This is a genomic window from Alteromonas sp. K632G (assembly GCF_017653625.1).
In the GTDB taxonomy this organism is placed as follows: domain Bacteria; phylum Pseudomonadota; class Gammaproteobacteria; order Enterobacterales; family Alteromonadaceae; genus Alteromonas; species Alteromonas naphthalenivorans.
In genome coordinates this window covers 59425-82436 of the sequence record NZ_JAGGDM010000008.1, presented here as the reverse complement: position 1 = coordinate 82436, position 23012 = coordinate 59425, and the positions used below count along the sequence as shown (strand labels likewise).

At 42.8% G+C, this 23012-nt stretch carries 20 protein-coding genes and 1 tRNA gene; 6 read left to right on the top strand and 15 right to left on the bottom strand.

Annotated elements, in window-relative coordinates; all coding sequences use genetic code 11:
- Window positions 1-203: 203 nt before the first annotated feature.
- A complete protein-coding gene (locus J5X92_RS09685; protein ID WP_208805604.1) occupies window positions 204-710 on the top strand; it encodes a GNAT family N-acetyltransferase in 507 nt (168 codons plus the stop codon).
- 16 nt (window positions 711-726) lie between these two features.
- Window positions 727-2157 carry an ATP-binding cassette domain-containing protein gene (locus J5X92_RS09680; protein ID WP_208805603.1) on the top strand — a complete coding sequence of 477 codons (1431 nt, stop codon included), beginning with the start codon at window positions 727-729 and terminating at the stop codon, window positions 2155-2157.
- A gap of 155 nt (window positions 2158-2312) precedes the next feature.
- On the opposite strand, the gene J5X92_RS09675 is transcribed toward J5X92_RS09680, so the two are convergent.
- Window positions 2313-2606, bottom strand: coding sequence for a DUF1244 domain-containing protein (locus tag J5X92_RS09675; RefSeq protein ID WP_208805602.1), 294 nt, complete (start codon window positions 2604-2606; stop codon window positions 2313-2315).
- Window positions 2607-2739: 133 nt separating this feature from the next.
- Window positions 2740-4851, bottom strand: coding sequence for a polyribonucleotide nucleotidyltransferase (pnp, locus tag J5X92_RS09670; RefSeq protein ID WP_208805601.1), 2112 nt, complete (start codon window positions 4849-4851; stop codon window positions 2740-2742).
- A 336-nt stretch (window positions 4852-5187) separates the two neighbouring features.
- Here pnp and J5X92_RS09665 point away from each other — a divergent pair, with 336 nt between their 5' ends.
- Window positions 5188-5748, top strand: coding sequence for an HNH endonuclease (locus tag J5X92_RS09665; protein ID WP_063457109.1), 561 nt, complete (start codon window positions 5188-5190; stop codon window positions 5746-5748).
- On the opposite strand, the gene J5X92_RS09660 is transcribed toward J5X92_RS09665, so the two are convergent.
- From J5X92_RS09660 to J5X92_RS09640, 5 genes are all read right to left on the bottom strand, one after another.
- Entirely contained in the window at window positions 5731-6636 is a 906-nt protein-coding gene (locus J5X92_RS09660) for a mechanosensitive ion channel family protein (RefSeq protein ID WP_208805600.1), read from the bottom strand. The genes J5X92_RS09665 and J5X92_RS09660 overlap by 18 nt on opposite strands.
- 175 nt (window positions 6637-6811) lie before the next feature.
- Complete coding sequence (locus J5X92_RS09655; RefSeq protein ID WP_208805599.1) at window positions 6812-8059, bottom strand: glutamate-5-semialdehyde dehydrogenase; 1248 nt, start codon at window positions 8057-8059, stop codon at window positions 6812-6814.
- Window positions 8056-9165 carry a glutamate 5-kinase gene (gene proB, locus J5X92_RS09650; protein WP_208805598.1) on the bottom strand — a complete coding sequence of 370 codons (1110 nt, stop codon included), beginning with the start codon at window positions 9163-9165 and terminating at the stop codon, window positions 8056-8058. Before proB ends, J5X92_RS09655 begins: the two co-directional genes overlap by 4 nt.
- A 15-nt stretch (window positions 9166-9180) precedes the next feature.
- Window positions 9181-10680: a sodium/proline symporter PutP gene (gene putP, locus J5X92_RS09645; RefSeq protein WP_208805667.1), complete on the bottom strand. Its 1500-nt coding sequence runs from the start codon at window positions 10678-10680 to the stop codon at window positions 9181-9183.
- A gap of 444 nt (window positions 10681-11124) precedes the next feature.
- Window positions 11125-12159, bottom strand: a complete 1035-nt coding sequence (locus J5X92_RS09640) for a DNA topoisomerase IB (RefSeq protein WP_348272392.1) — start codon at window positions 12157-12159, stop codon at window positions 11125-11127.
- A gap of 604 nt (window positions 12160-12763) precedes the next feature.
- On the opposite strand from J5X92_RS09640, the gene J5X92_RS09635 reads away from it, so the two are divergent.
- On the top strand, window positions 12764-13315 hold the full coding sequence (locus tag J5X92_RS09635) for a hypothetical protein (RefSeq protein WP_126872236.1): 552 nt from the start codon (window positions 12764-12766) through the stop codon (window positions 13313-13315).
- 107 nt (window positions 13316-13422) lie between these two features.
- Here J5X92_RS09635 and J5X92_RS09630 read toward each other — a convergent pair whose 3' ends face one another.
- Complete coding sequence (locus J5X92_RS09630; RefSeq protein ID WP_208805597.1) at window positions 13423-13965, bottom strand: DUF2878 domain-containing protein; 543 nt, start codon at window positions 13963-13965, stop codon at window positions 13423-13425.
- A 219-nt stretch (window positions 13966-14184) separates the two neighbouring features.
- Between J5X92_RS09630 and J5X92_RS09625 the strand changes: the two genes are divergently transcribed.
- Window positions 14185-15822 carry a diacylglycerol kinase family protein gene (locus J5X92_RS09625; RefSeq protein ID WP_126872234.1) on the top strand — a complete coding sequence of 546 codons (1638 nt, stop codon included), beginning with the start codon at window positions 14185-14187 and terminating at the stop codon, window positions 15820-15822.
- Window positions 15823-16033: 211 nt separating this feature from the next.
- On the top strand, window positions 16034-16477 hold the full coding sequence (locus J5X92_RS09620) for a hemerythrin domain-containing protein (protein ID WP_208805596.1): 444 nt from the start codon (window positions 16034-16036) through the stop codon (window positions 16475-16477).
- A 95-nt stretch (window positions 16478-16572) separates the two neighbouring features.
- Here J5X92_RS09620 and J5X92_RS09615 read toward each other — a convergent pair whose 3' ends face one another.
- From J5X92_RS09615 to folP, 7 genes are all read right to left on the bottom strand, one after another.
- A complete protein-coding gene (locus tag J5X92_RS09615) occupies window positions 16573-16731 on the bottom strand; it encodes a YqaE/Pmp3 family membrane protein (RefSeq protein WP_013784353.1) in 159 nt (52 codons plus the stop codon).
- 130 nt (window positions 16732-16861) lie between these two features.
- Window positions 16862-19156 carry a GGDEF domain-containing protein gene (locus tag J5X92_RS09610; RefSeq protein WP_208805595.1) on the bottom strand — a complete coding sequence of 765 codons (2295 nt, stop codon included), beginning with the start codon at window positions 19154-19156 and terminating at the stop codon, window positions 16862-16864.
- A gap of 173 nt (window positions 19157-19329) precedes the next feature.
- A tRNA-Leu gene (locus tag J5X92_RS09605) sits at window positions 19330-19415 on the bottom strand.
- Between the two features lie 7 nt (window positions 19416-19422).
- Window positions 19423-19872: a preprotein translocase subunit SecG gene (secG, locus tag J5X92_RS09600; protein ID WP_057792211.1), complete on the bottom strand. Its 450-nt coding sequence runs from the start codon at window positions 19870-19872 to the stop codon at window positions 19423-19425.
- Window positions 19873-19882: 10 nt separating this feature from the next.
- Complete coding sequence (gene tpiA, locus J5X92_RS09595; protein WP_208805594.1) at window positions 19883-20629, bottom strand: triose-phosphate isomerase; 747 nt, start codon at window positions 20627-20629, stop codon at window positions 19883-19885.
- Window positions 20630-20724: 95 nt separating this feature from the next.
- The gene (gene glmM / locus J5X92_RS09590) at window positions 20725-22068 is read right to left on the bottom strand and encodes a phosphoglucosamine mutase (RefSeq protein ID WP_013784357.1); all 1344 of its coding nucleotides are present in this window, start codon (window positions 22066-22068) and stop codon (window positions 20725-20727) included.
- Window positions 22069-22077: 9 nt separating this feature from the next.
- Window positions 22078-22902, bottom strand: a complete 825-nt coding sequence (gene folP, locus J5X92_RS09585) for a dihydropteroate synthase (RefSeq protein WP_126872229.1) — start codon at window positions 22900-22902, stop codon at window positions 22078-22080.
- Between the last annotated feature and the right edge of the window lie 110 nt (window positions 22903-23012).

Below are 23012 nucleotides of genomic sequence, written 5' to 3'. Positions count from 1 at the left end.
TTTCATATGAAAATGGCGGACTTAGTTCAGGGTGAGCTCTTGTTGTGGATGGTTTGGCTACTTTTTATTCCTATTGATAATTTCTATTAAAAACAAGTGGATATCAAGATTACACACCTTACTAGCAGGTTGATTTTGTTATTTCATCAGAGTATGTTGATATTTCTTTCGAAAATTTATAAGTAACTGTCATAAGTGTAAATATGAAAATTAAACATGACGACCTTAGCAGCGGCGATGTTATCGCCCTGCTAGAAGAACACCTAAAAGATATGTACGCCACTTCTCCCCCAGAAAGCGTGCATGCCTTAGATGTTAAGGCGTTAAAGTCACCTAACATTACCTTCTTTAGCGCATGGCAAGGCGACGTTCTAGCTGGCTGTGTCGCTATAAGAAAATTAAGCAACACTGAAGCTGAATTGAAATCTATGCGAACTGTTGCAGCTTTTCGTAATAAAGGCGTAGCAACACAGTTGCTAACCTTTGTGATTGAATTCGTTCTAGCAAACGGTTACCGCGCGTTAAGCTTGGAGACTGGCACACAAGGCTATTTCAAAGCCGCTCGGCAGTTGTATACCAAAAACGGTTTTGAAGACTGCGAGCCTTTTGGCAGTTATCAGCCTGATCCCAATAGCCATTTTATGACCAAACCGTTAGTTAACATTGACATATCCCCGTCACCCCCGCCAAAATGCTTCAATACTGGCTAACTGAAACGTCTGCATTTTGACCACCCTATCGCTACACAACTATCAAGTAAAGCTAGAAAACAACTTCACCACTCCTGCATTTACTTTTACCGTTAATCAAGGTGAGCATGTACTCATTGCTGGGCGAAACCGTGCAGGTAAATCCTTGCTTATGGCGGCACTAGCCGGTCGTGGTAAGCCGCTAGCAGGTTCACGCACTTGCAAAAGGTCAGTTGCTGAAGTGAGCGTAGCCGTTCAACAAGCGCTCATCCTTGAAGAGAAACAGAAAGACAGTGCCGATCTGCTTGATATTGTGGCCGAGCCTACCCTAGTACACGAGCTTTTAACTCAAGCGAATTCTGACTATATACAACACGGCGCATACGAAGCTTTATCTACAGCGCTGCAAGTTGCGCATTTACTCAATACCGCCTTTCTTTCACTGTCTACGGGTGAAACACGTAAAGTACTTTTGTTGCTTGCATGGGTGAGCAATGCTGACGTTATTTTAATTGATGAGCCTTTTGAAGGGCTAGATAAAGAAGCACGGGCGCGTTTTAACACCTTCTTGAGTCAACAAACTCAGTCCACCTTAGTGGTAACGGCAAACACAGTGCGTGATGTGCCGAATGTGGCTTGTAAGTTAGCCTTAGTTGATTCGCTAACTATTGTATCGTCTAGCGACGACAGCATGGCACCTGAAGCCTTGGTTAATCATTTATCCTCTTGGTTTAGCTTAAGCACGGCTAACCCAACATTGCCGCCTAGCACTGAAACGCCTAAAGTCTTTCCCAAAGATGAGCCGCTTATTGCACTTCGAAATGGGTTTGTTAAGTACGATGACAATACCGTATTTAAAGATTTAGATTTTGTGGTCTACCCAGCCCAGCATTGGCAAATATCTGGGCCCAATGGCTCGGGCAAAACATGCCTACTGACTATGATCACGGGTGATAACCCTCACTGCTATACCAATGATTTAACCTTGTTTGGAATAAAGCGAGGCACTGGGGAAAGTATATGGGATATCAAGCAACACATTGGCATAATGTCGAACGCACTGCACATGCAGTACCGGGTAAATTGCAGCGCTCACCATGTGGTGCTCTCTGGTTTTTACGACAGCATCGGCCTTTATACCACGCCTACCAATGCTGAAAACACGATTGCCGATGCATGGCTTGATGTTATTGGTTTTACCGATAACAAACACACACCTTTTAATAACTTCTCGTTTGGTGAACAGCGCTTGTTACTTATTGTGCGCGCCATGGTGAAGCACCCTGCGGTATTAATACTTGATGAACCCTGCAATGGGCTAGATGATATTAATCGCACCAATGTGCTGGCCCTAATTAAGCTATTAGCTGTTTCTACTCATACCACCTTGCTTTATGTTACTCACATAGCAGATGAGGCAATTGAGGGCATTGATAACTTCCTTGATATGCGAGATTACCAAGGCTAGTTGGCTTTTGTTTATATGCTTTTTGTGAGTTTGGCTTTTGTTAAAATAGATTGCGCGAATTCGGCTTTCAAGTACAAGAACCCTGTGAAACGGCTTCCGTGTAAATCATTTGCCCGTTTGTAAAAGAAAACCCAGCTTTTAGCTGGGTTTTTTATTTACTTCTTTTGACGTGCTGCTAGTTTTTCTAGCTGTTCATCACTTGCCGGTAGTTGGTGGTTTTCTTTCCACTCGGAATACGGCATTTTATACACGACTTCGCGTGCAGCATCATAATCGATGTCTTCACCCTGCTCTGCAGCGGCAGATGAATACCACTTCGCAAGACAGTTACGACAAAAATCGGCCAGAATCATCAGGTCGATATTTTGTGCATCTTTGTTCGCGTCTAAATGATCAACCAAACGGCGAAACACGGCGGCTTCTATTTCAGTTTGCATTTGCTTTTCCATGTTGCTCCTTTCTTTAAAAACAAAAAAGGGAGCTAAGCTCCCTTTTCTAATTTTCTATATCTGTCTTAAATCTGCTTCTTGCTATGGTGCTTTGGCTAAAACCTAAGCCACAGCAAGGTAGCAAATAAAAACCTTACTCTGCGTCGTCAGACTTAGGAGCAGGCTTTTCAAGTAACTCTTTAATGCTTAGACGTACGCGGTTTTGACGGTCAATTTCCATCACTTTCACGTCAATCATCGCACCTTCAGTAAGGTAGTCAGTTACTTTGTTAACACGCTCGTGAGCGATTTGAGAAATATGTACTAGGCCTTCTTTGCCTGGTAATACTTCAACAAACGCACCGAAATCTACGATTCGGGTAATCTTACCGTGGTAAGTTTTGCCCACTTCGATTTCAGCGGTAACTTGCTCAATCTTGCTGATAGCAATATCGGCTTTAGCACGCTCAGTTGCGAAGATTTTGATAGTACCATCGTCTTCAATTTCGATGTTGGTATCAGATTCTTCAGTAATTGAACGAATCATCGCGCCGCCTTTACCGATAACATCGCGGATCTTATCCTGATCGATTTTAACCGTGTAAATGCGTGGAGCGAATTCGCTAAGCTCTTCGCGGTGACCGCCAATAGCTTCGTCCATTACGTTAAGAATATGCAAACGTGCTTCTTTTGCCTGTTTAAGGGCAATTTGCATGATTTCTTTAGTGATACCTTCAATTTTGATATCCATCTGCAATGCAGTGATACCGCCAGTAGTACCAGCAACTTTAAAGTCCATGTCACCAAGGTGATCTTCATCACCAAGGATGTCTGAAAGTACAACGAAGTTTTCGTCGCTTTTCACTAGACCCATTGCAATACCAGCAACTGAAGCTTTAATTGGTACACCTGCATCCATAAGCGCAAGTGAAGTACCACATACAGAAGCCATTGAAGATGAACCGTTTGATTCTGTAATTTCAGAAACAATACGTACTACGTACGGGAATTCTTCTTCGCTTGGCATTACAGCTTGAATACCACGCTTCGCCAAACGACCGTGACCAATTTCACGACGCTTAGGAGAACCAATCATACCGGTTTCACCAACACAGTATGGAGGGAAGTTATAATGAAGCATGAAGCGGCTGTCACGACGGCCTTGAAGCTCGTCAATCATTTGCGCGTCACGTTCTGTACCTAAAGTAGCAGCTACGATTGCTTGCGTTTCACCACGAGTGAAAACAGCAGAACCGTGAGTACGTGGTAAAATGCCCGTTGCAACGTCTAGTGCACGAATCATCTTAGGATCACGACCGTCAATGCGAGGCTCGCCAGCAAGGATGCGTGAACGAACTACGTCAGACTCAAGATCATGAAGAAGGTTAGATACTTCTTTCTTATCTTGGGTTTCGTCTTCAGCAAGGATAGCATCACGCGCTTTTTCAGTTGCAGCAGTTACTGCATCTTTACGAGCAAGCTTGTCAGAGATTTGGTAAGCAGCAACCATTTCAGCTTCAGCTAGTGCTTTCACTTTATCTTTAAGGGTTGTATTTTCTGCTTCTGGTTTCCAGTCCCACTTGTCGATACTAACGTTAGCAGCAAATTCTTTAACTGCTGATACTACCGTTTGTAGTTGTTCGTGACCGAACATAACTGCACCAAGCATAACGTCTTCAGAAAGCACATCGGCTTCTGATTCAACCATTAATACCGCGCCTTCAGTACCAGCAACAACAAGATCTAGATCGCTGTCAGCTTGTTCTTCAACACGGGTATTTAGAATGTATTCGCCGTCAGTGTAACCAACGCGCGCTGCACCAATTGGACCATTAAATGGAATACCAGAAATGGCTAGTGCTGCTGAAGTACCAATCATAGAGATGATATCAGTTGGGATATCTGGGTTAGCAGACATTACCGTGATAACAACTTGTACTTCGTTTTTAAACCCTTCAGGGAATAATGGACGGATTGGACGGTCAATCAAACGAGCTGTAAGGGTTTCGCCTTCAGAAGGACGACCTTCACGCTTGAAGAAACCACCAGGGATTTTACCCGCAGCATATGTTTTTTCTTGATAGTTTACTGTTAATGGGAAGAAATCTTGATCTGCTTTCGCTTCTTTCTTACCCACAACCGTAACTAATACAGCGGTGTCATCCATACTTGCCATGACGGCTGCTGTGGCCTGACGAGCGATAACGCCCGTTTCTAGTGTTACAGTATGCTGTCCATACTGAAATGATTTAGTAATAGGAGTCACTATTTGTCCTTTAATTTCAATCTTATTTATCGCTTATAATCGCGGTGCATAGTATAGCGATGAACTAACGCTAATACCATTAACAAATTTTCTATTCGTAGAATTCGTTGCGGTTTGTGGCTATTTCGCACACATCACGTTTTCACTGTGATTAACCCACTACTCAATGTAGTTCACATTGACCAAATAAGCGCACAAATACTCACCGCTTCGTAAATATCACCATATCCAGATGAAATTTGTATGAATACGCTCAAATTGTATGTATTTTCATCATAATGACATAAAACCTCGTATGCTATAACTAAACCTACACGGTGCGCTAAGGGGAATGTAATGCTAGTACTTAGACTCAATAAAGCTGGCATGCCACAGGAATGGATCCATGTTGAGCAAGCTGCAAAACTCTATTGTCAGGAAAAGGTATTATTCGAATTAGGCAGTGATGCTATTACGCTTAAAGGTGGCTGGGATCATGATGGCCATCAAAGTCAGTTAACCTTGTCGAGTATCATTGCTTGCGATGGCAAGGTAACGGATTTAAGTGGCAAGATAGCATTAACCAATCGGTATCTGTTTAGGCGTGATAATTATTTGTGCCTTTACTGCGGCCAACGTTTCTCACCAAGCCTGTTAACCCGTGACCATATTATTCCACGCTCACGGGGTGGCAAAGATAGCTGGACTAACGTGGCGACGTCTTGTCAGCGCTGTAACCATGCAAAAGCGGCCAAAACCCCAGAAGAAGCCGGAATGCCTTTGCTTGCTGTCCCCTTCAGGCCAAACGTTTATGAAAGGTTCTATTTGGTTAACCGTCGAATACTGGCCGATCAAATGGAATTTTTAAAAGGCCACTTTACCGATAAACGAGATTGGCACTTAAACGGTTTCCCCTAGCGATTGAGAGCTAGACGACGTATTCGGCGGACAGGCAGATTTTTCTAATGCCTCAAACCATAGGCTTAACCAGTCTGAACACATTTTGTGTTCAAGTTCGTGTGCCTCAGCTGTCGGGCAAAACAAACTGACTTTTACAACGACTTTAGCCAGTTCATTGGTTTTGATTTCAACTTCAGGGTCTATTTGAATAAAGTCTTGTTCTAAGTGACGTTCAATAAGACCTTTGTAGCGCTCTGCTACATCACGAAAGTATTCACAGTGGGCATGGGCACTGGCTCTAAATGCCGGTAGTAGGCTGTAGGCATTTACGGTAGGTTCATTAACAATATTAAACGAGTGCAATTTATAACGGCGTAAGAAGTTTAAATTACGCACTGTCTGGGTAACTAACTGGCTGTTTGGTACGTAAACGTGCTTACCCGTGTAATTAAAGGTTTCTGGGTCAACCTCTAACAAGGCGGTTTTAGCCCAATCCATTTCCACTACTTCACCGATTACGTTATTCATTTGGATCCAATCCCCTACCCTAAATGGCCGTGCGCCTAGGTAGTAAATAAAGCCCATAAAACATTGAATGAATTCGCGGGTAGCTAACACAATGGCTACCATGAAAGCGGCAATTGAAATGGCAAGATTTTGAATTTCAGACGACCACACCATCATCAGCAATACAATAATAAATGCATTGCCTAACTGCTCCAAAATATTAATTTGGTTACGTCGGTCTTCCCCTTTGCGAGAACTGCGGCGCTTAATTAACCTAAGGGTGCCCTTTTTAAAGAAGTGCAGTATCACGACTAAAAAAAGTGAAGCTAATAGTTTGTAATCCAATACAAATTCAACAAAGTTGTGCCACATTTGTAATGGGTCAATCACTATTTCCATGTAGGTGCTCCAGATAACCGTTTGATAGAAAATAAAAAAGCGCTGAAAATTCAGCGCCTTTATTATGAAGCATGCCAATGATGGGCACAATGCCGACCAGTGGGATTATTCCCATCCAATGACCGAAACTTAGTGCCTCTTGTATGAATTTACTTCATATTAGTTCTCTAGTCGCTTATTCGCGAATCTGACCAACACCGTTCACCAGGTACTTTTCAGACGTTAGCGACTCTAACCCCATTGGCCCATAAGCATGAAGCTTAGTCGTCGCGATACCAATTTCAGCACCTAAACCAAGTTGGCTACCATCAGAGAAGCGTGAAGATGCATTCACCATCACTACACTGGCATCGACAGCACGCTGGAATTTCTTCGCGCTATCTTCGTTTTCTGTACAGATAACTTCAGTATGGTTACTACCAAAGTCGGCAATATGAGAAATAGCACCCGCAAAGTCATCTACAACACGAATAGCAATTTCTAAACCTAAATACTCTTCGCCGTAAGCGTCTTCGCTAATAACATCAGCGTTGTTAAAGTACTGAGCGCCTTTTTCATTCACATGCACTGTTACCTTGTGTTGCTCAAACGCTTCTGCAACACGAGGTAGGAAGTCGCCGGCAATAGCCTGATGCACCACTAAGCCTTCAAGCGCATTACATACGCCGGTACGTTGGGTTTTACCATTAAGCAGGATAGCCAATGCTTTGTCTAAATCAGCGTCTTTATCTACGTATAAATGGCACACACCTTTAAAATGCTGAATAACAGGCACTTTAGAGTGTTCGGTCACGTAGTTAATCAGCCCTTCACCGCCACGTGGAATAATAACGTCAATGTAGTCACGTTGTTCCATAAGCTCTTGCATAAGGGCACGGTCTGGGTTTGGCACTACCGTAACGAGTGCTCTCGGCAAATTGTGCTTTTCAAGCACGTCTTGCATTAGACCAGCGATGGCTAAACTGGTATCTAGCGCTTCTTTACCGCCACGCAAAATAACACCGTTACCTGATTTGAAACAGAGTGCGCCGGCATCAGCTGTTACGTTAGGGCGTGCTTCATAAATCATGCATACTACGCCCAATGGAATACGCATCTTTTTAATTTCGATACCGTTTGGACGGGTGCCAATCACGCGCTCACGACCAACAGGATCGTCTAGGCTAATAATAACCTCAATGCCTTCAGCCATAGATTCTATGCGGGCATCGTCTAGAATTAAACGGTCAATCATGGCGTCATCTAAGTTATTTTCCTTAGCGCGCGCCACTTCTTTCTCGTTAACCGCTTTAATGGTGTCTTTATTTCCACGAATAGCGGCAGCCATGTCTTTCAACACCGCATTTTTCTCAGCTTCATCTAAGATGGCAAGTGTTTGTGCTGCTTGTTTCGCTTGTTTTGCTAATTCTGTAATAATGCTCATTCTTTCTCCAAATTTGCTACATGCTGATCAGAAATAATAGGGCCAGTCTTATCTTCAAATTCACTGGCGAAGTCATCATTTTCCTGATTCGCGATAAAATTCAGTAAACAGCTACTGTAGTTTGATTTCGCTTTAACGAGCTTAGTTCCATCAGATTTGCGTACCAAAATGGTATCGCCTACTGAGAACTCGCCCTTTACATCAACTATTTCGCTGCTAGTCAGTTGTTCACTGTCGTTTTCCAGTGAAGAATCAAAATCTCCCTCAACTATCACTTCGCCCTGCGCGTTCGAGGTGTGGCGCATCCAATGCACGTTTTCTAGCATTGGTTTGTCGTAAGGGCTAAAGTGCGTGCCTGGGTTTTTACCCGCAAGCAACATATTAAATGACAGCTCGGTAAAGCCGTTAATAATATATGTATCTATACCATGCGAAACTGCTTTTTCAGCCGCTTCAATTTTTGTGCGCATACCACCGGTGCCAACACCGCCTTCTGCTGCACCACCAGCCATGGCATAAATGCTGGCGTCTATGGTATCTACTCGTTTGAGCAACTCAGCATCATCGTGATCATGAGGGTTTTTATTATACAAACCATCAATGTCCGAACAGATAATAAGTGCATCTGCGTCAGCCGCAGCTGCCACCATAGCGGATAAGTTATCGTTATCGCCTACTTTTAGCTTGTCGGTGGTTACCGTATCGTTTTCGTTAACGATAGGCAGCACATTATGTTCTAACAAACTAAAAATAGTTTCACGAATACTAACGTAGCGCTCTCTATCACGCAGGTCAGCATGGGTTAACAGCATTTGCGCTGATGGGAAGTCGAATAACCTGTCCCAGGTCGCAATCATTTCTGTTTGCCCTGCTGCAGCCATTGCCTTTTTCACAGCAATGTTCGATTTTTCATGGTCAGGGAACAAGTGTGCCCCAGCGGCGACTGAACCTGAAGACACTAACACTACCTGTGTTCCATTTGCCCGACAACGCACGATGAACTGGGCAATACTTAGCAAGTAGTGGCTGCTGCACCCTTGCTTATTCGGCGAGATTAGTGCACTGCCTACTTTGATGACCACGCGTTTCCAATTGGGATGACTCATAATATTTCATTCACCTTAAGATTGTTGATCTGCTAATTGTTGGTTAGTTGCTCTAAATAAGCGCTGAACATTTTCAGACGGCGCAGCACCTGCGCGCGATACCAACCAAAGGGTTGCGGTACTTACCGCAAAACCAGGAATAATTTCATAAATAACACTGCTTAACGTTTTACCGTCAGCCAATACGGGTGCGTATATCCAAAACAGGACAGTGACTGCACCACTGATTATGCCGGCCAATGCCGCATTTTGTGTTAAATCCTTTTTGTACAAGCTAAACAGTACCAATGGGCCAAATGCGGCACCAAAACCGGCCCAAGCATTGCTCACTAACGAAAGAATGGAGTTCGATGAATCCATTGCCAATAGCAAGGCCACAACGGCTACGCCCGCTACGCCAACTCTTCCGATGGTCACTGTTTCTTTTTCGCTAATGTCTTTTTTCGCTACAACACGGTAAATATCTTCGGTTAGCGAGCTAGCCGATACCAACAATTGAGACGAAATAGTACTCATGATGGCAGCTAAAATAGCAGCCATTAAAAAGCCACTAATAAGAGGATGAAATAGCAACTGAGAAAAAACGATGAAAATAGTCTCAGCGTCGTCCACTCTCAAATTGAATTGATTTGCATAGGCTATCCCTACAAAACCTGTTGCTAATGCTCCAAGTATAGTAACTAGCATCCAAGACATACCAATATTTCGTGCGGTACTTACCGATTTAACATCGCGAATTGCCATGAAGCGCACAATGATGTGAGGCTGACCAAAATAGCCAAGTCCCCACCCAAGACTTGAAAGCAAGCCCACGAGCGTGAGAGCGCCCCATGAATCAGAAAAATTCGGTACTGATTCATACGCGGCAGCCGTCATTTGGTTTACACCATCGAACTCGGTAAAGGCCACAACCGGCACAAGTACAAGGGCAATAAACATAATACAACCTTGCACAAAATCGGTAAGACTAACCGCTAAGAACCCACCCAATAAGGTATACGAGACAACAACGCCCAATGTGATAAACAGCCCAAGCTGATAATCAACTGAGAACGCGCTTTCAAAAAGCTTTCCGCCTGCCACCAGCCCTGCAGAAGTATATAAAGTAAAGAATAAGACAATGATGACAGCTGAAACAATGCGTACATTTGCTTTAGGGTTGTCGAAGCGCTTTGCGAAGAACTCCGGCACGGTTAACGAATCATCGGCAACTTCGGTGTAAACACGAAGTTTGGGAGCAACCAATATATAGTTTGCTAATGCCCCTGCGACAAGACCAATAGCAATATAAACTGCGTCGAACCCGGTTAAGAACATTGCCCCTGGCAATCCCATTAACATCCAACCTGACATGTCAGAAGCGCCCGCTGAGAGTGCGGTAACTTGGGGACTAACCTTTCTACCACCTAGAATGTAACCTGAAATGTCACTAGTAGATTGACGATATGCAAAAAGACCTATACCTAACATCGCTAGAAAATAGATTGCCAGCGATATATAACTTTCAATTGGCATAATGTGAGATTGCTCTCCTATGTTAGTTAAAATTACATCATTCAGATGTTCGAAGGACATTGCATTCCATCGAAATGCTATACAAGGTTTGAAAGCTTGAATAACACGCATCATTTGTTTCCGAACTTAGCCTTAAGCCAAACTCAGAATCAAACATTTAAATTGAACAATAATGATTAGATCTCTAATTATATAAGCATCACCGCTGTGATTTCAAGTTTAAATAGTAGACAATTTAGTATGAGGTCTATTTGCTGTGTCAATATGAGCAAAAAGGTTTCACACACATCACCATGGTAATAAAAAACCACAAACACTTGATTTATAGTCACTTTAACCCAAAACCCAAACTGCGTGAAACGCAATAATTTGTCTCAAAACTCGTACAAGCATTATACTATTGATATCAATAGAAGCATTTATTATTAAAAGTTATTCAAGTTGTCACTCAGATGAAATAATCGACAACAAAAGCTTTTCAGTGCTTAAATCTCGTTCGATAGGATCGCAAAGTTCCTCACTGCCCTGCTGGAGTATCTTCAACAAGTTTTCAAACGTATTTTTCTCATTAAACACAGAATATAACTTCGGGTGAATGTAATACTGTCTACAAACAGAAGGCGTATTTCCTAGCATTTTTGACACATGTGAACTGAGTGAATTAGGCCATTTGCGGTTACGCCCTTCTCGCAAGTATCTATCAACATCAGGGAAGCTCTGCAGTGCAAACCGACTCGCTGCCCAAGTTCGAAAATCTTTGCAGCTGAAATTGTCGCCTAAGTGTTCGTGAATAAATGCATTGACGTCTTCACTATGGATATCACACCACGAGCCGTCAGCTAACTGATATCGAAATAAGCTGTAACCCTGAAGCTGAGTACATTCGCACACTAGCGAGGCTAGCAAAGGATCGTCTATAGTAATGGTGCGTCGCTTGCTGTGCTTACCAGAATATTCAAGAGACACCTTTTCTAGTGTTGCTTCTTGGACATGCTTACGACGAAGTGTAGTTAAACCATAGGTGTTATTTTCTTTACTGTATTGAGCGTTACCTATTCTTACGCCGGTATAGTCTAACAACAGACACACCAAGGCTGATGCTCGCTCTATTGTCCACTGCTCGCCATTAACGAGTGTCCTGCAATATTCTCGAAACTCGGGTACCTTTTGACCGAAAACCGCCAAGCGTTTGAATTTTTCTGCTTGTTGCTGTTTATGCCAATCGGGATGGTAGAGATATTGTTTTCGCCCTTTAGCATCTAAGCCAATAGCCTGAATACTTGCTTTAGGGTCGCGACTAATAGTGACACTTTTCCAGTTAGGGGGGATGGCAAGGGATTTGATTCTGTGCAGCACGCGCTGCCCTTCTACTTTTCGACCGCTGGTATAACGATAATAGACACCTTTACCACAAGGGATCCGCTTAATGGTGAGGTGTGGATGAGGCATATCCCTTTCAACGACTTGCCCTATAGTCACGTGAACTCCCTTTTAGAATTATGTGTACCGCAAACTTACATCAAGGCTGCTTGGTAGTATGGCAACTTATTAATGCCATTTTAAATGCTGAAGGAAGATGCAAGTTACGTGCATGTTGACGTGCCAGCCAAAAACTATGACTTATTGCAAGGAAACTGATTCGATTAAAAAATATTTTCTAACACTTTCATTAAGTTAGCGATTAGATTTTACTTTGGACAAATCATTTGCCGTCTTCAAAATGCTAGGCAGTAAAACGTTTTGATAAAAACAGATTTACAGACTGAGACAAATTTTCATACTGTGAGTAAATATGAAACATAGTGAAAATGTTATCTTTAGACCTAGGGTATGTTTTATCGACATGAAGTTAAGTTAACCTTATTAAAAAAGCAATATTAACATTACAATTCAATACGTTAGGTTAAAACAGAGCGCTTCGAAAGCATGTAGACCAAAGTATTGCCCGCCAGCGGAACGCATTTTGAATGGTTATGAATGAATATTTGTAAATTCGTTTAATAGTTATGAATTTACCCGCCTTTGGCAAAAACGCTGAAGGGTACCGCATAGGTATAAATTGACCGGGTTTATCGGAGAAGTTATGCAAACCGCTAATCATGAAAATCTTCGCGCATCTCTAGCGCCAAAAGACCAAATTCAAGTTGCTGCCATATTTGAAAACAAATTAATGGCAAAAAAAACCATTCAACAACTGGCAAATTCAACTGACGTCAGTACTGATCAAGTTGCCTTTATCGACGCAAGCGATACTGAAGCGAGTGAGAAGCTAGAACGAGAGAGTAGAAGCATAGGCAAAAATTTGTGGCACTCTCACTTATTGCTTGGTGGTGTAGGTTTTCTTGTAGGCATACTAGCAGCATTTCTTTTGGTTTCGTTTGGCCCTGAGCTAACGAAACAAAACCCACTATTTACATATATCGCGCTGATAAGCCCAGGCATCTTTACTGGTTTGTTCGTAGCAGGCTTAGTTGGCCTGCGCCCAGACCGTTCAGAGATAGTGCAAGCGGTAAGACATGCTATTAGAAGAAACCATGTGGCCGTGGTTATTAACTTGAAAAAGAGCCAATCGGCGTCTGACATTGCATCGTTTTTACATTCGCGAAGCAAGAATGTGGTAGAAGCGATACGCTAATACCGCTTTAAAGCCCCTTAAGGATTGCTTGAGACCTGTTTAAGAACTGCTAAAACCGAAATCAACCGCTAACTCCCTTTAATCACAGATTAAGGGAGTGGCTAGGCTTAATGGTCTTGGCTCAATTCGTGGTGAGCCGTTAACTTTTTCGCCAGTAAAAAGCACGCCGGAAATACTACCCCCCATACCATTGCTAAAATTAACCCCGTAACTAGGGGTGAATATCCAAAGGTGACAGCACCAAACTTTTGCCCACCGAAATAACTGAGCGGGGCGAAGACTGCACCGCCAAACATTGCAAGTAATGGCTTATCAGCAAACGCACTTAGGCTATGCTGAATCGACCCTCCTAATGCGGCCCACAGACACACTAGCCAAATAGGTATTATCAAATGAGATGCGCCACCGCTGAACCAAGCACCACGCTCAAAGCCAAATACCCCTGTCACCATCAAAAGTGAGTCCACCACAGTACCTAGCAAAAGCACCGCTATCATTATTTTACTATCTGACTTTCGCAACGGTGAATAAATAAGCCACGCGATCAGTAAACCCAAAACCAAGAACGTGTTTTGGTATAAAACCACTAACCACCAAATGGTTTGAAACCATAAAAAGTTTACCAATTTGATAATGAAACTGTTCGACATTGAATTCGCCCGTTCATGTAAATACTGAATGCTGTGGAAAATCTGATGGAACCTGTACGGCGCTATCTATCACCCAGTTCACTTATAAAGTTTAAACAAAATGTAATTTTTGATTATTATTTTCATTCTACCTTCATAGATGCTTATTAGTAATAAACAAAATTGGCGGAACCACTGTATAAATAAACTGAATGTTTGAACAAAGGAAATGTGAACAGTATGAAGATGGTTAAATATTATGTACTCGGCGCAATTTTAGCATTAGTGCTAACGTGGTTTAGCCCAACACTATGGCTCTCTGTCATCTTTGCTTGGATCAGTTTCTCACTGATTGCAGTTAGTAGCGCCTACTTGCTTAACTATCCTGCATTGTTCAGAAAACGTGAAGATGGTTCGATCCCTATTTATATTCGGTGGGTCTTCGTTCCATTCTTAATGGGGAGCTGGTTATACAATGAGTATGCAAGACGTACCGACAAGGTTCCCCCTTTTCAAAAAATTGATGATCAACTTTATTTAGGTTGTCGCATGTCTTCACAGCATGTTGTTATGCTGAAAAACAACAATATTAACGCTATTTTAGACGTTACTGCCGAATTCGATGGCTTAGACTGGACCGCCTATCAATTAGATTTTGATTATTTGAACATCCCTGTTCTTGACCATACCAGCCCCACTCAAGAACAACTAACCCTTGCGATTAACTGGTTAGATCAACAACTCGTTGAAGGTAAGAATGTAGTTGTGCATTGTGCACTGGGTAGAGGCCGATCTGTATTAGTGCTAGCCGCCTACCTACTGGCCAGGGATCCTTCCCTATCCATTCTAGATGCAATGGATAAAATTCAATCGGTTCGTTCGACAGCCAGGCTAAATAAACATCAGTTAGCAGCACTTGAAAAAATAAAGAATGGCGGAAGCTTGTCATTAACTAAGCGTCTTACCCTTATTGCCAACCCTGTTGCCGGCGGAGGTAAATGGGAAGTTGAAAAAGCGGATATTCTGGCAAGACTAAACGAAAAATTCAAAGTTACCGTTAAAGAAACAACCGAAGAAATAAACGGTGAAGTCTTGGCTAAAGAAGCCTTAGCCGATGGGGCACAAATTATCGTAGCTTGTGGTGGCGACGGTACCATTACGGAGGTGGCCAATGCCCTTACCGATAAGAATGTCACTTTAGGGGTTATTCCCCTAGGTACGGCCAATGCCCTTTGTCAGGTACTCCATGGTTATGCCAGTAAAATTGTTCCTATTAGTACCGCGTGTGACGTCATTATTGACGGTAAAACGGCAGATATCGATACTGCCCGGTGTAATGGCCGAATGATGTTGCTGGTTGCTGCAGTGGGCTTTGAAGAACATATGATATCTGCCGCGGGACGAGGTGAGAAAGACTCAGGCGGACAGTTTGCCTACCTTAAGGGACTGTGGGAAGCCATAGGAAAAAATGACAACCTTAGTTTTCAGGTGAAATTTGATAATGAAGAATCTCAGCACTTGGAAACGCCAAGCTTAGTCATCGCTAATGCCGCGCCAATTACCACTGCACTTGCGCAAGGCGGAAATTTACCCGATGTGACTGATGGTAAATTAGATATCACCTGGCTAACCCCACAAGATTCATCCGACCGACAATTACTCTCTTTGGCAGAGCTAGTCTTTGGGCCTGAAGAATATAAAACCAGCTCAGACAGTATTAGGCACAAACAAACCCCATCGATATCTCTTTATTTTGACGAAGAAGTATCTTATGCGGTCGATGGTGAGATTTTCAGTGCAAGTGAAATTAGTATCACTACACACCCTGCAAGTTTACGAGTATTAACTGGCATCGACCACACGCAAAATAATAGTTAATCCATAGCGCAATAGCGTTAGGTAAAGATTACTGTAAACCCTATGTAAGAAATGCATTATTTAAGCGGTTCCTTATGTATTGAAATAATAAATAACCGCTAAAAGCTGCATTTACAATGACTTAGTGAACTCAATATAGTGGAACACTTCTGGCATTAGTTAAGGTGCTTTTAACGCCACATATTCAGTACAACTAGTTGAGGGATTACCGATGAAAATTTTTGAAGCACTACGCCAAGATCATGAGAAGCAACGATTGTTACTTAAAATACTCGCTGAGACCAGCGGAGACACCGCTGCTCGCCGTGAATACTACCAAGAGTTGAAGGATCAGCTTGAAAGTCATGCAGTGGCTGAGGAACGTCATTTTTATTCTCCGCTGCTTAAAAAAGATGAAGCGGTAGATTTAACCCGCCATGGTATTGCAGAGCATCACGAGATTGATGAGCTTATCGAAAAATTGGATGATACCAAAATGGACTCACCCGGGTGGCTACGTCACTTAAAATCTCTCCAAGAAAAAGTTGAGCATCACCTTGCTGACGAAGAGCAAGAATTTTTTCAAGTTGCTGGCCGACTTCTTAACGATTCTCAAAAGAATAAACTTGCCGACGCTTACCAAGAAGAAATGGCAAAAGAACTCGCGCCTCACTAGGCGTGCGTTTTACATAAATCTTACTGATACAAAAAAGCCAGTCATAGACTGGCCTTTCTTTTAGTACTTGGTTTACTAAAACTTAGTAAAATTAACTATCGTTTAGCAATAATGTACACGGCGTGGATAACACCAGGGAAATAGCCAAACAATGTTAGAAGGATGTTTATCCAAAACTGAGCGCCAATACCAACTTGTAAGAACACACCTAGAGGAGGCAGTAAAATTGAAAGTATAATGCGAATAATGTCCATAATAATATCCTTGTTTTTGAAGTAATTTCACAGTTTACCCACTCAAACGGCAATATCTTACGGTTTTGAGCAGGCTTTATTTTTATAATGCATATATACTGCCAACAATAAGGAATTTACCGGTTCCCGTCTATTCGCCTAAAGGTGAATTTTCTAACCACTCTTCTAGCGCATCCTTCGCTAATGGTCGGCTAATGAAGTAACCTTGCGCAATATCACAGCCCCATTCTTTCAAAATATTGAGCGACATCTCGTCTTCTACCCCTTCTGCGACCACTTTTAAGTCGAAAGCAGTGGCTAATCCCAGCACGGTATGCACTATTTGTTTATCGTTATCATCGGTCGCTAACGACAATATGAAGCTTTTATCAATTTTAATTGTATCGACAGGCAGGTTCTTCAAATAGGCAAGCGAAGAGTAACCAGTGCCAAAGTCGTCAATGGCAAAGTGAAACCCCCTGCTCGTCAACGCGTTTAAGTTTTCAATAGCAAGCGACGCATCGGCCACCAAATCACTCTCTGTGATTTCTAGCTCTAGGGCATCTGGAGAAAGTGCTGCGTCGGTAAGTATAGAAACCAATTTATCGAGTAACGGTTTATTTTGAATATCTTGAGTGGATAAATTCATTGCAACCGTAAAGCCATAACCTTTCTGCCTAAAGTACGACAAATCAGCAATGGTTCGTTGCATAACCCATGTCGTGACTTGTTCAATTAGGCCTGCCTGTTCAGCAATAGTAATAAACTCATCTGGTGGTACGAAGCCAAGTGTTTCGTTGTTCCACCTTATTAGCGCTTCCATGCTGCATACTTTCATCGTGCTGAGATCAATTTTAGGTTGATACACCATTGAAAGCTCGCTTTGATTGCTAGAAAGCGCCCGCTTAAGCTCGGTAGTAATGGTCAAACGCCTAACGTACTTAGCCTCAAGTTCGGGCCGATAGTGAACACACCATGCATTAGAATGAATAGCTTCGTCTGTAACAATATTAACTTTACGAAATAGCTCTTCTGAGTTGGTAGCATCCTGAGGACAAGACACCACGGCCATCGCTACCTTAACTGGGATCGAAATTAAGTTACTTTCGACGGGCTGCTCTAAAATGTATTTCAGTGTTTCTATTTGGTTTTCGTCTAACGCCGTATCGGTAATATAGAGAATTTCTCCCCCCGCTAAACGTGCAGACGTGCCAGGCCAGCGAAGCAAGCGCGTAGCGAGTGCCTTGAGCGTGTTGTCACCGTTGGAATACCCATAAAGGTCGTTAGTGGTTCTAAAGCCAATAATCGTAATAGCAACAACCTGCAAGGTTACGTTTTCAGACATTTTTCCATCAAAATACCCTTCCACGTAATTTCGATTAAACAAACCGGTTAGCACATCATGTTGCGCTTGATACCGAATGTGATTTTCTCGGTGCTGAATGCTCTCTTGCATGCTATCCACTGCCGAAGCCAGCTCACTAATTTCTCGAAGTTTAGCGGGTTCATTTAGTGTAGCGCCATATTCTCCTCCAGCTACGCGGTTAACGGCTTCCACAAGATTAGAAACAGAACTACTCACATTTCTAGCCAGTAGCATTGAGAACCCCAACGCCACCAAAACTGCAATTAGGGTTAACACCAAAATACTTAGTTGGATATTGGTAAACGCCTGATAGGCCTCTGAGACATCTACAGCTATAGTAATGCGTACCGGAAGTTCTGACATCGACACCAAGCTAACTTCACGGCTTATGTAGGTGTTTTTCTGCTTGAAAGTTACATCGACCCAAGAAGGCGTGGGGTCACTTGTTAATACTGATCCTACTTGCTCTGGCGAGAGCGTTGATGAAATAGGCGTATTGTCACTCATATCGGTGATGATAATTTCAGCATCAACAAGATTTTTTAGTTCTTGCAACAATGCTTCATCAAACTCCACACCAATGATCATGTAATAACGTAATGTCGGAATTTCTACTTTATAGAGGTTTAACTGAATTAATGAGTCATCAATAAGGAAAAAACCGTTTTCGTAGCCTTTTGCAACCAAAGCGGTGCTGGCATTTAAGGTTTCACCCGGTTTAAACAAAGCACTATGAGATGCAACTATGGTGTGATCTAAATTCACTAATGCGATCACATCGGAATTAATGCGCGAAGCATAACTTTCTAATGCAGTTTGAATAGAGGGTAAGTCTGAAGTCCCCACTGCTTGTCGAAAATCGTAAGAACGAAGGAGTACGTTAGAGACGCTTTTAATGATGGCTTGGCGATCTTCAATTAGCCTATGCAGCACCTTTTCAGTAACAGCAATATCTTGACTAATATTTTGTTTGACCAGGTTGTTGGCTGACTTCCACACCCCTGCAACAATCAGGAGTGAGGCTATAAAAATCCCGCCAAGAAGCGTTCTAAAAAGACTTTGTCGAAGTGATATTTGCAACTTACCGCTCCCAGCGCGCCGATCTATACATAATACGTACATTCACTTTTTCTAATTGAGTTAGTAGCATAGCCCAATTACCACAATACTAATAGTCGCGAGGTTGGCGTAATTCTTCATTTTATGAAAAAAATTAGAAACAAAAAAACCGGCTAAAAGCCGGTTTTTAAAGTTGGTGCGGAAAGCGGGACTTGAACCCGCACGAGCTATGCTCACCACCCCCTCAAGATGGCGTGTCTACCAATTCCACCACTTCCGCAAAAATCTTAGTTAGGTACGTCTGAATCGTCAGCGTTAGCCTTAGGTACATCACCTTCGGTGACTTCAGCATTAGAAGCGTCACCCATTGGAATGTCATTCTCCGTTGCTGCATCTTCTGCAGGCGAATCCATAACAGGAACGTCCATATCAGCTGGCGCTTGTATTGGTGCTTCAACAGCCGCTGGTACTTCTAAATTATCCCACTCGTCTTCTGCACTTTCGCGGTTTGCTGTCATCGCGCCTAAGGTAAGGCTGATGAAGAAAAACAAACCAGCAAGAATAGCGGTAGTGCGAGTCATGAAGTTACCAGAACCACCTGAACCGAAAACCGTGTTTGAGCCGCCGCTACCAAAAGAAGCGCCCATATCTGCACCTTTACCCTGTTGAATAAGAACAAAACCAATCAACAGCAATGCAACAATTAAATATGCTACCAGTAGCACTTCGTAAACCATAATTACCTCGTCAGTTTGCCGCTTGGCAAATTGAAATAAAATCTTCTGTCTTTAAGCTGGCGCCACCAATGAGGCCACCATCTACGTCTTGTTGTGCAAACAATGTTTTAGCATTATCTGCTTTAACACTGCCGCCATATAAAATTCGTAACCCTTGAGCAAGCTCTGCGTCTACTTTTGCAAAGTATCCACGAATAAATTCATGTACATCTTGCGCTTGTTCAGGTGAAGCAGTCTTTCCAGTACCTATGGCCCAAACAGGCTCGTAAGCAAGTACCGATTTAGAAAGCTCTTCAACGGTTAAACCGTCAACTAATGCATCAAGTTGTTCGCCAATGAAAGACTCAACCTGACCACTTTCTCTAATATCAAGCGACTCACCCACACAAATAATTGGGGTTAATCCACTCGCAATTGATTTCTTTGCTTTTTCGGCCACTAAGCTATTACTTTCACCGTGGTCGTCTCTTCTCTCTGAGTGCCCAACTATGGCGTACTTACAACCAAGTTCACACAGCATGTCAGCAGAAAGGTCACCCGTGTGAGCGCCATTATCAAGATTACTAACATCCTGTCCACCCAGCGCAAAAGCTTGAGTAGAAAATGCTGAAAGATATAAAGCAGGAGGACAAATAACTACATCAACATTTTCAAGCGCATTATTCTCAAATGCATCGTTGAACGTAGTGACGAGAGAACGATTACCGTTCATTTTCCAATTGCCCGCTACCAGCGGCTTTCTTTTATTGTTATTCACAATGCAGACCTTAGCCCTGTCTTAAAGCGGGCGTGATATTAACGATTCCAGTAAAAATATACAAGTATAAAACGCGAAATTTCCAGTTCTGCCAACTAATTGGCGACTTTACGAACAGTTTCAGCAATATGCTCTGCCCACTTGGAAGAATGCCCTTCATTATCAGACTCTACCATAACGCGAATAAGAGGTTCAGTTCCGCTTTTACGTAGTAGTACGCGGCCTTTCTTACCTAATGCTGCCTCTGCTTCCTGTTTAGCGCCTTGCACATCAGCGTGGGCTAGATAATCTTGACTAGCATCTTGATAACGCACGTTGACTAAGCACTGAGGATACATATCAAAGCCACTACTTAAATCATGTAAATCTAAGTCTGAGCGTAACATTGCAGCAAGAACTTGTAAGCCAGCAATAATGCCGTCACCGGTAGAAGACGTTGCTAAATTCAAAATATGACCCGAGTTCTCGCCACCAATTGCCCAGCCTTTTTGCTGAAGCATTTCCATTACATAGCGATCCCCTACTTTGCTTCGTGCAAAAGGAACACCTAACTTACTAAAGGCGATTTCTAATCCAAGGTTACTCATTAAGGTGCCTACGACACCGCCTTGCATACGACCATTTTTAAGTGCATCGCGGGCAATCATATAAACAATTTGGTCGCCATCTATCACATTGCCTAAATGATCAACCATCATAATACGGTCGCCGTCACCATCTAAGGCAAACCCAAGATGCGCGTTCGTTTCTTTTACTTTCTCAACTATCGCGTCCATCGATGTGGCGCCAACACCTTCATTGATATTTAAACCATTTGGCGCGGTACCTATTTCAACAACCGTAGCGCCAAGTTCACGCAGTACATTAGGCGCAATGTGGTAAGTAGCACCGTGGGCGCAATCTACGACTATTTTTAAACCGGTAAGAGATAAATCAGACGGGAAGCTACCTTTACAAAATTCTATATAACGGCCAGCAGCATCGTTAATTCTGGTCGCCTTTCCCAACTTATCCGAAGCAACGCATGTCATTGGTTTATCAAGCATGTCTTCTATCGCCAGCTCAATATCATCGTCTAGCTTGAATCCGTCTGCTGAGAAGAACTTAATTCCATTATCGTAATAAGGATTATGTGAAGCACTAATCACAATACCGGCTTCAGAGCGGAATGTTTTCGTTAAGTAAGCGATAGCAGGCGTGGGCATGGGGCCTAGTAACCCACTATCAATACCCGCTGCTGATAAGCCTGCTTCTAATGAAGACTCTAGCATGTAGCCAGATATACGAGTGTCTTTGCCAATAAGTACTTTATTGGTGCCTCGTCCGGCAAGTACTTTCCCTGCTGCCCAACCAAGCTTAATAACAAATTCGGGATTAATATTACTTTCGCCCACTTTACCGCGTATGCCATCAGTGCCGAAATATTTGCGCTGCCCCATGAAGGTTCCTTATTCTATTGTTGTTAGCATATTAACAATGTTAACTGCGTCCGCTGTTTCTTGTACATCGTGAACGCGAATAATATGCGCACCTTGCTGTGCTGCAATTGTAGCGAGGGTAATACTTCCCGCCAAGCGTTCATCTACATTTCTATTTAACAAATTGCCAATCATTGATTTACGTGACATACCTACTAGCACAGGATAGCCCAGCGCTATTATGCTTGGGAGGTGTTTTACTAATGCGTAATTATGTTCCAGGGTTTTACCAAATCCATAGCCTGGGTCGAACAAAATTTGCTCTTTTTTAATGCCAGCTGCAATGCAATCTGATGCTCTTGCTAATAAAAATTGTTCAACGTCAGCGACCACGTCTTTGTAATGAGGCTGCTGCTGCATATCTTTAGGCTGGCCTTGCATATGCATTAAACACACTGGCACATTGGCATTTGCCGCTGCCGATAGTGCACCGGGTTCTTGCAAAGCTCTTACATCATTAATTAGCCCTGCTCCAGCGTTAACCGCTTGCGTCATGACCTCAGCTTTACTGGTATCTACTGAAATAATGCAATCGGTATTGGCACGCAACGCTTCAATTACCGGAATAACACGGTCTAGTTCTTCATCTAGTGAAACGGCTGCAGCACCTGGTCGAGTCGACTCACCGCCAACATCTATTAACGTAGCACCTTGAGCTAGCATCTTTTCAGCATGTCTTACCGCATTCTCAAGAAGCGCGTGTTTGCCACCGTCAGAAAAGGAGTCGGGTGTGACATTTAAAATACCCATCACCTGTGGGCGGGATAAATCTAGTGTGTGGGAAGAAAACTGCATTTACTTACTCTTAAAATCAATCAGCCAACTCGGCGTGGTATCGATCATTAAAAAAATTATCACTGCACAAATAAAAAACGCCAGAAATACTGGCGTTTTATTAACTTTAT

Coding starts and splice junctions, on each gene's coding strand:
- J5X92_RS09685 (WP_208805604.1), top strand. CDS start 204: ATGAAAATTAAACATGACGACCTTAGCAGCGGCGATGTTATCGCCCTG.
- J5X92_RS09675 (WP_208805602.1), bottom strand. CDS start 2,606: ATGGAAAAGCAAATGCAAACTGAAATAGAAGCCGCCGTGTTTCGCCGT.
- J5X92_RS09665 (WP_063457109.1), top strand. CDS start 5,188: ATGCTAGTACTTAGACTCAATAAAGCTGGCATGCCACAGGAATGGATC.
- J5X92_RS09660 (WP_208805600.1), bottom strand. CDS start 6,636: ATGGAAATAGTGATTGACCCATTACAAATGTGGCACAACTTTGTTGAA.
- J5X92_RS09655 (WP_208805599.1), bottom strand. CDS start 8,059: ATGAGCATTATTACAGAATTAGCAAAACAAGCGAAACAAGCAGCACAA.
- proB (WP_208805598.1), bottom strand. CDS start 9,165: ATGAGTCATCCCAATTGGAAACGCGTGGTCATCAAAGTAGGCAGTGCA.
- putP (WP_208805667.1), bottom strand. CDS start 10,680: ATGCCAATTGAAAGTTATATATCGCTGGCAATCTATTTTCTAGCGATG.
- J5X92_RS09635 (WP_126872236.1), top strand. CDS start 12,764: ATGCAAACCGCTAATCATGAAAATCTTCGCGCATCTCTAGCGCCAAAA.
- J5X92_RS09630 (WP_208805597.1), bottom strand. CDS start 13,965: ATGTCGAACAGTTTCATTATCAAATTGGTAAACTTTTTATGGTTTCAA.
- J5X92_RS09625 (WP_126872234.1), top strand. CDS start 14,185: ATGAAGATGGTTAAATATTATGTACTCGGCGCAATTTTAGCATTAGTG.
- J5X92_RS09620 (WP_208805596.1), top strand. CDS start 16,034: ATGAAAATTTTTGAAGCACTACGCCAAGATCATGAGAAGCAACGATTG.
- J5X92_RS09615 (WP_013784353.1), bottom strand. CDS start 16,731: ATGGACATTATTCGCATTATACTTTCAATTTTACTGCCTCCTCTAGGT.
- secG (WP_057792211.1), bottom strand. CDS start 19,872: ATGGTTTACGAAGTGCTACTGGTAGCATATTTAATTGTTGCATTGCTG.
- glmM (WP_013784357.1), bottom strand. CDS start 22,068: ATGGGGCAGCGCAAATATTTCGGCACTGATGGCATACGCGGTAAAGTG.
- folP (WP_126872229.1), bottom strand. CDS start 22,902: ATGCAGTTTTCTTCCCACACACTAGATTTATCCCGCCCACAGGTGATG.